Origin of the sequence: Streptomyces ureilyticus, from assembly GCF_011045025.1 — a bacterium.
GTDB classification, from domain to species: Bacteria; Actinomycetota; Actinomycetes; order Streptomycetales; family Streptomycetaceae; genus Streptomyces; species Streptomyces ureilyticus.
The window spans coordinates 1-6,118 of sequence record NZ_JAAKZX010000345.1 but is presented as its reverse complement, the minus strand read 5'-3'; the positions used below and the strand labels follow the sequence as shown (position 1 = coordinate 6,118).

The 6,118-nt window shown below is 69.3% G+C and carries 7 protein-coding genes and 1 pseudogene; 4 read left to right on the top strand and 4 right to left on the bottom strand.

The genetic code is table 11. From position 1 onward, the window contains the following. Positions 1 to 38 precede the first annotated feature (38 nt). The gene (locus G6048_RS46155; protein ID WP_165345597.1) at positions 39 to 1,037 is read right to left on the bottom strand and encodes an ArsR/SmtB family transcription factor; all 999 of its coding nucleotides are present in this window, start codon (positions 1,035 to 1,037) and stop codon (positions 39 to 41) included. Between the two features lie 94 nt (positions 1,038 to 1,131). Here G6048_RS46155 and G6048_RS46150 point away from each other — a divergent pair, with 94 nt between their 5' ends. Continuing rightward, positions 1,132 to 2,367 carry an MFS transporter gene (locus G6048_RS46150; RefSeq protein ID WP_165345596.1) on the top strand — a complete coding sequence of 412 codons (1,236 nt, stop codon included), beginning with the start codon at positions 1,132 to 1,134 and terminating at the stop codon, positions 2,365 to 2,367. On the opposite strand, the gene G6048_RS46145 is transcribed toward G6048_RS46150, so the two are convergent. Together G6048_RS46145 and G6048_RS46140 are read right to left on the bottom strand one after the other, a co-directional pair. Beyond that, entirely contained in the window at positions 2,269 to 2,508 is a 240-nt protein-coding gene (locus tag G6048_RS46145; protein WP_165345595.1) for a DUF397 domain-containing protein, read from the bottom strand. The genes G6048_RS46150 and G6048_RS46145 overlap by 99 nt on opposite strands. After that, positions 2,505 to 3,329, bottom strand: a complete 825-nt coding sequence (locus G6048_RS46140; RefSeq protein WP_165345594.1) for a helix-turn-helix domain-containing protein — start codon at positions 3,327 to 3,329, stop codon at positions 2,505 to 2,507. The genes G6048_RS46145 and G6048_RS46140 overlap by 4 nt, the downstream gene beginning before the upstream one ends. Before the next feature lie 86 nt (positions 3,330 to 3,415). Between G6048_RS46140 and G6048_RS46135 the strand changes: the two genes are divergently transcribed. Both G6048_RS46135 and G6048_RS46130 read left to right on the top strand, forming a co-directional pair. Beyond that, entirely contained in the window at positions 3,416 to 3,874 is a 459-nt protein-coding gene (locus G6048_RS46135; protein ID WP_165345593.1) for an ATP-binding protein, read from the top strand. Between the two features lie 53 nt (positions 3,875 to 3,927). After that, a complete protein-coding gene (locus tag G6048_RS46130; RefSeq protein WP_165345592.1) occupies positions 3,928 to 5,058 on the top strand; it encodes a beta propeller repeat protein in 1,131 nt (376 codons plus the stop codon). 30 nt (positions 5,059 to 5,088) lie between these two features. On the opposite strand, the gene G6048_RS46125 is transcribed toward G6048_RS46130, so the two are convergent. After that, positions 5,089 to 5,454 carry a PH domain-containing protein gene (locus G6048_RS46125; RefSeq protein WP_165345591.1) on the bottom strand — a complete coding sequence of 122 codons (366 nt, stop codon included), beginning with the start codon at positions 5,452 to 5,454 and terminating at the stop codon, positions 5,089 to 5,091. 305 nt (positions 5,455 to 5,759) lie between these two features. Between G6048_RS46125 and G6048_RS49045 the strand changes: the two are divergent. After that, positions 5,760 to 6,118 (top strand): annotated as a pseudogene (locus G6048_RS49045) (hypothetical protein); the annotation flags it as partial.

Genomic DNA, 6,118 nt, shown 5'->3' with positions numbered 1-6,118 from the left:
GGGGACGGGGGACGGGGGACGGCGGATGACCGCAACGCTCAACTTCGAAGACCCGCTTTCACGAGAACCTCGCCTGCCGGCGTCCTGGAGTAGAGCACCGACCGTCCCGCCCGCCGCCGCTGGACGAGCCCGGCGTCGAGCAGGATCTTCAGGTGGCGGCCGACGGAGCCGAGTCCGTGCCCCGTGACGGCCACCAACTGGCTCGTACTCAAAGGGGAGTTGAGGAGAGCGAGTACGCCGGCCCGTGCGGGTCCGAGCAGCCTGTTGAGGCTCTCGGGCGCGGCGACCGGCTCGCCACCGGCCAGCGCGCCCGAGCACGGGTACACGACCGCGTACCGGTGCGGCTCCTCCCAGGAGACCCAGCCTTGCCGCTGGGGCGTGACCGGGACGAAGAAAAGCTCGGCGCCGGAGATCTCGCGGGGCGGGTATTCGTGCAGGTTGACCTGGAGCCGGTTCTGGCCGAGCCAGCGCATGCCCGGCCGCATGGCGTCGAGCGCGGCGGCCCAGCCGCCCTGGCTCAACTGGGCGGTGCGGGCGACGACATCGGCTTCGAGTACGCGTCGCCGCCGGGCCCAGTAGGGGCGTACGGCTTCGGCCCATACGTACTGGAGCAGGTCGGCGGCACGGGCCGCAAGGTCGTCGCGGTCCCGGAGGATGCGCGGCAGCGGGTCGCCGCGCAGGGCGTGCGGGCCGCCGCCCAGGGCCACGGCGAGGTGGGAGCGGGCGGCTTCGGGCGACGTCTCCCGTACGCGCGTGACTTCCGCCTCGAAGTCCTCCGGCTCTCCGGTCGGGGTCGGCGTGAGGAAGTCGGCGTTCCACGCCTTGCCCAGACCGGCCCGGACGACGGCCGCGGTCACGGGATCGGCGGCCAACCGCCTTCTGTACCCGGCGAGATGGGCATCGAGCCAGGACCGTTCGCCGGGATGCGCGGCCGTCCCCGAGTGCAGCATCTTGAGACCGGCGAAGGTCTCGGCGAGCGGGGACAGTACGAAACGGCTCCCGGCGAGGGTGTCGGCGTTGACCTGCCACCACCCCATGCCGGATTCCCCCGCCTGCCACTCACCGTTGCCGTGGTTTCGCCTCAGTGCGAAACATTAACGGCCGGGATACGGACGCTCCGAGACTCCGCTCATGCGCTCCTACCGATCCCTTTTCCGCACGCCGGAGTTCACGCCGCTGTTCCTGACCTCCCTCGTCCAGGTCGCCGCGCAGACGATGAGCGGTCTGGCCCTGGGCACCTTGGTGTACGCCGCCACCGACTCGCCCCTGCTCTCGGCGCTGAGCATGTTCGGGCCGTCCCTGGCCCAGGTCCTGGGCGCGACCACGCTCCTGTCCGCGGCCGACCGGCTGCCGCCCCGCGCGACGATGACGGGCATCGCCGTGGCGTTCGCGGCGGGTACGGCGATCCTGGCGACGCCCGTGCCCCTGTGGGCGATCTTCGCCCTCATCCTGCTGCTGGGCCTGGTGGCCTCGCTGGGCGGCGGAGTCCGCTGGGGTCTGCTCAACGAGATCCTCCCCAAGGACGGCTATCTGCTTGGCCGTTCGGTCTTCAACATGGCGAACGGCCTGACGCAGATCACCGGGTACGCGACGGGCGGCGTCCTCGTCACGCTCCTGTCCCCGCGCGGCACGCTGCTGACCGCGGCCGCTCTGTATCTTGCGGCAGCGATCACGGCCCGCGTCGGCTTGACTCGCCGCGTGCCCCGGGCGTCTGGCCGCCCCTCGGTGGCCGAGACCTGGCGCACGAACGCCCGCCTGTGGTCGTACGCGCCCCGCCGGAACGTCTACCTGCTCCTGTGGATCCCGAACGGCCTGATCGTCGGCTGCGAGTCGCTGTACGTCCCGTACGCCCCCGACCACGCGGGCCTGCTCTTCGCGTGCGCGGCGCTGGGGATGTTCGTGGGGGATGTGACGGTCGGCCGCTTCCTTCCGTCCCGCGTACGGCAACGGTTCGGCATCCCGCTGCTTCTGCTGCTGGCCGCGCCCTATCTGGTGTTCGCTCTGCGGCCGGGGGTGCCGGTGGCGGCGGTCGTCGTGGCCGTGGCGTCCATCGGCTTCGGCGCGAGCCTGGTCCAGCAGGAACGGCTGATGTCCCTGACTCCGCCCGAACTCAGCGGCCACGCCCTCGGGTTGCACTCCGCCGGGATGCTCACGATGCAGGGAGTGAGCGCGGGGCTGGCGGGGGCGGTGGCCCAACTGACCTCGGCGGGCGTGGCGATGGTGGTGATGGCCGCCGCGTCGATCTCGGTGACGTTTGCGTTGTCGGTGTCAGTCGCGCGTGAGCGTGAGGAACGACGTCCAAGCGGCGGGGGTGACGGTGAAGAGCGGGCCGTCGGGGGTCTTGGAGTCGCGGATGTGGATGGCTGAGGGGTGGGTGGCCACCTCGACGCAGGCGTCCTGGAAATCGCCGCTGTAGCTGGACTTCCGCCATGAGTAGGCGATTTCGATGCAGTCGCCGCCCTCGTCGCTGCTATAGCTCGACTTGAACCAGTGCAGTGCGGTGGTCATCGCTCTCCCAGCAGACGGTCCAACAGGTCCTTGGTGTCCTCGGTGTTGAGGGCCTGTGTCCGCAGCATCGCATACTTCTGAGCGAGGATCGCCACCTCGTCCGGATCACCGACGAGCTGGCTGCCGCGCTGCGTCTCGGCGTACGCAAGGCGCTGGTGATCGGGTGTCTCCAGCAGGACGAACGGGCCGGCGAGGCTGGCGTGGGTGGTGCGTCCGAACGGCATCACCTGCAAGGCGAGGCCGGGCAGTTCGGAGCATTCGCGCAGGCGCCGCAACTGCTCCACGTACACCTCCTTGCCGCCCAGGAAGTCCATGAGTACCGCCTCCCAGATCACGAAGCTGGTGGTCGGCGGCACCTTTCGGTGCAGGATCTGCTGACGCTCGATGCGGGCCGCGACCTTCTGCTCGATCTCCTCCTCGTCGTAGACGGGAACGCGGCTGCGGAAGACCGACCGGGCGTATGCCGGCGTCTGCAACTGACCGGGCAGCACCTGATTCTGGTAGGAGGAGATCGCGACCGCCTGCTGCTCGTAGTCGACGAACTCCTCGGCGAAGCGCGGGATGAGGTCCACCTCGGGCATGTTGTCCACGGCTGCGACCAACACCCCCTTGCTGTCGAGGATCTTGTCCAACAGCTCCGCGAAGTCCGCCTTCAGCGGCCGTCTGCCCTGCTCGATCGACGCGATCGTCTCCTCGTCCACCAACGCCCGCTCAGCAAGCGTCCGTTGGGTGAAACCGGCCGCCCGCCGCAGCACAGCCAACTGCGCGCCGACCATCCTCATCGCCGACGCGTTCTTGCGCGAACGCTTCCTGGAGTTCATACGGGTCCAACTCCCCACCGTGGTACGTACGTTCACGGCGACAGGCCCGTACAAGTAATCCGTACGAGCCCACGCACTGCTCCATCATGAGCACAGAGCGTGACACTCGTCCCGTGAACAACGAAAACTCACCCGTTCCCCGCGAACGCTTCTACCGGCGCGAACGCCAATCCATCCCGGCGGCAAGGGAGTTCACGAGGGCCGCGCTGAAGGACTGGGGCGTACCGGAAGAGACGTACGACGACGTCCTGCTGTGCGTCAGCGAGCTCACCACCAACGCGCTGCTCCATGGCGTACCACCGGGCCGGGGCTTCCGGCTCTGCCTGTTCCCGTACGGCGACGGCATGCTCCGCGTGGAGGTCCACGACAGCGGCGACGGGCAGCCGCGCGTCGTACCGTCCGAAGGGGAGTCGGGGCGCGGCCTGCTGCTCGTGTCGACGGTGGCGGACAAGTGGGGCGTGGCCGAGCGGGACCCGGGGAAGATCGTGTGGTGTGAGTTCGGGGCTGCCGTGCGGGACAGCCGACCGCAGGTGCAGAAAGCGTAAAGAGCGGAACTGTTGCCGCCGCCGCACCGCTCTCCTCGTACGTGAACATGCGCATGGTCAAGGTCAACCTGGCGATCGCGGCGATCCTGGTCCTGTTCGTCACCGTGGTGGGCCTTCGGGCCGTGATCGACTCCGGTAAGACCTGGACGTACGACAAGGTCTTCGAGGAGACGGGCGAGCTGTACGACGTGATGGCGACCGCCGACGACGACGTCTGGGTGGCGGGCGACAGCTTCCTGCTGCACGACGACGGCACGGGTTGGCAGCGGCGTCCCTTGCCGGCGTCGTTCGGGGGCGGCCTCTTTGAGCATGTGCGCTTCGACGCCGTGGGCTCCAGCGGCATCCTGCTCACGGCGAGCATGGACGAGACGGAGGAGGGGGAATCGCCGCGCATGGCCCGCTGGGACGGCTCGCGCTGGACGGCGTTGCCCGGGCTGCCCGACGGCCATCCGGTGGCTGATGTGCGGGCTTTCGCAGCGGACGACATCTGGGTCCTCGACGGCGACGCCGGCGCGTCCCACTGGGACGGCGTGCGCTGGACTGCCATGGACCTGCCCGTCGCCGTCACCGCACTCGACGGTGTCGCGTCCGGCGACCTGTGGGCGGTCGGCTACCACTACCCGGACGGTCCCGACGAGGGCCTGGGATTGCCGGGCGCCCAGCCCGCCACCCTGCACTGGGACGGCCGCGCCTGGAGGTCCGTACCGACGCCGGAGTACCACTACTCGGTCCCGGCGCCCGAGCAGCTGGCCTACTTCACCGACGTCGTCGCGCTGGCGAAGGACGACATACGGGTCTACGGCGACCACACCTCCATCCCGGAGGACGACGAACCCGACCCCGCCCCGGAGGCCCTCCGGCTGCGCTGGAACGGCACCGGCTGGACCAAGTTGCCGAACTCGAAGGGAGCGTGTTCCGATCGCGGTCCCTGGGTCCGCGACGGTGAGCACGGGGTCGTCCTCAGTGCGAGCCGGTACCTCACCGCGGGCGGCAACTGCGAAGGGATCTCGCTGTCGGAGCTGCCGAGCGCGGACTGGATCGGGTCCGGCGCACGGCAGTCGCTCCGGCTGAACGCCATCGCGGCGGTCCCGGGGACCGACAAGGTCCTCGGCGTCGGCTCCGTCGAAGTGACCCATGACGGCAGTTCCGCGAACAGATCGGCGATCGTCAGCCTGAAGCGCTGAAGGTTGCCCTCCTGGACGTGCCCGCAGCCTTCAGCGCGCCACGAACTGCGTGAGGATCGCCTGGACTTCGTAGATGTCGACGCCCTTGGTGAAGGTCTTCTCGATCGGCGCCGGGGTGCCGGAGATCCAGATCTTCAGCTCGGCGTCGAGGTCGAAGTGGCCGGCGGTCTCGACGGAGAAGTGGGTGATGCTGCGGTACGGGACGGAGTGGTACTCCGTCTTCTTGCCGGTGATGCCCTGCTTGTCGATCAGGATGAGGCGGCGGTCGGTGAAGAGGATGGTGTCGCGGATCAGCAGGTACGCGGCGTACACCTGCTCGTCCATCCCGAGCAGTCGCCCGTACTCGTGCTGGGCCTTGGCCGGATCGACGGTGTGGGCGTTTCCGAACAGTGCCATGTGAAGTCCCCCAGTGGGTGGTGAAGTTGGCGGCTCGCGTACCGCCGCTTGCTCTTCAGTGTCGCAACAAGTCGGCGTAGGCGCGGGTCTGCTCGGAGGCGTTGCGGTGCCAGTCGACCTGGGTGCGGTGTTCATGCACGAGAGTGATCGTGCGGGCACTTTCCGTTCAGCTTTTCTTTCGTACGTTCGGGACCCCTCCCCAGGCACCTGCGGGAGCATAGGGAGCCGGTAAAAGGGGCAAGATGTCCTGTCCGTGCGGCAGTTGGGGGAGTGAGTCGGTATGAGTGGGTCCGAAGAGCCGACGGGTGTCGGTGGCACGGGAGAGCCGTCGGGCGGCGGGCCGGCGCCGGAGGACACGCCGCCTCCGGAGTCCACACCGCTGCCTTCGTCGCCTCCACCGGCCGCGCCGCCTCCGCCGGACGTACCTCCGTCGCCGCCCGGGCCGGCGTCGTCCGCGCCGGACGTACCTCCGGCGCCTCCGCAGCCGACGCCGCCTCCGCCGCGAGTACCTCCGGCGCCGTCCGAGCCCCCGTCGTCACCTCGCCCAGCTCGACAACCAGATCTCCGAGGCCAACAAGCGCATCGTCGACACCGTCGGCCAGGGCGGCCCCAACTTCATCCAGAACGCCATCCTCGGCCCGCTCGAGGACAAGCGCGTAGCGGC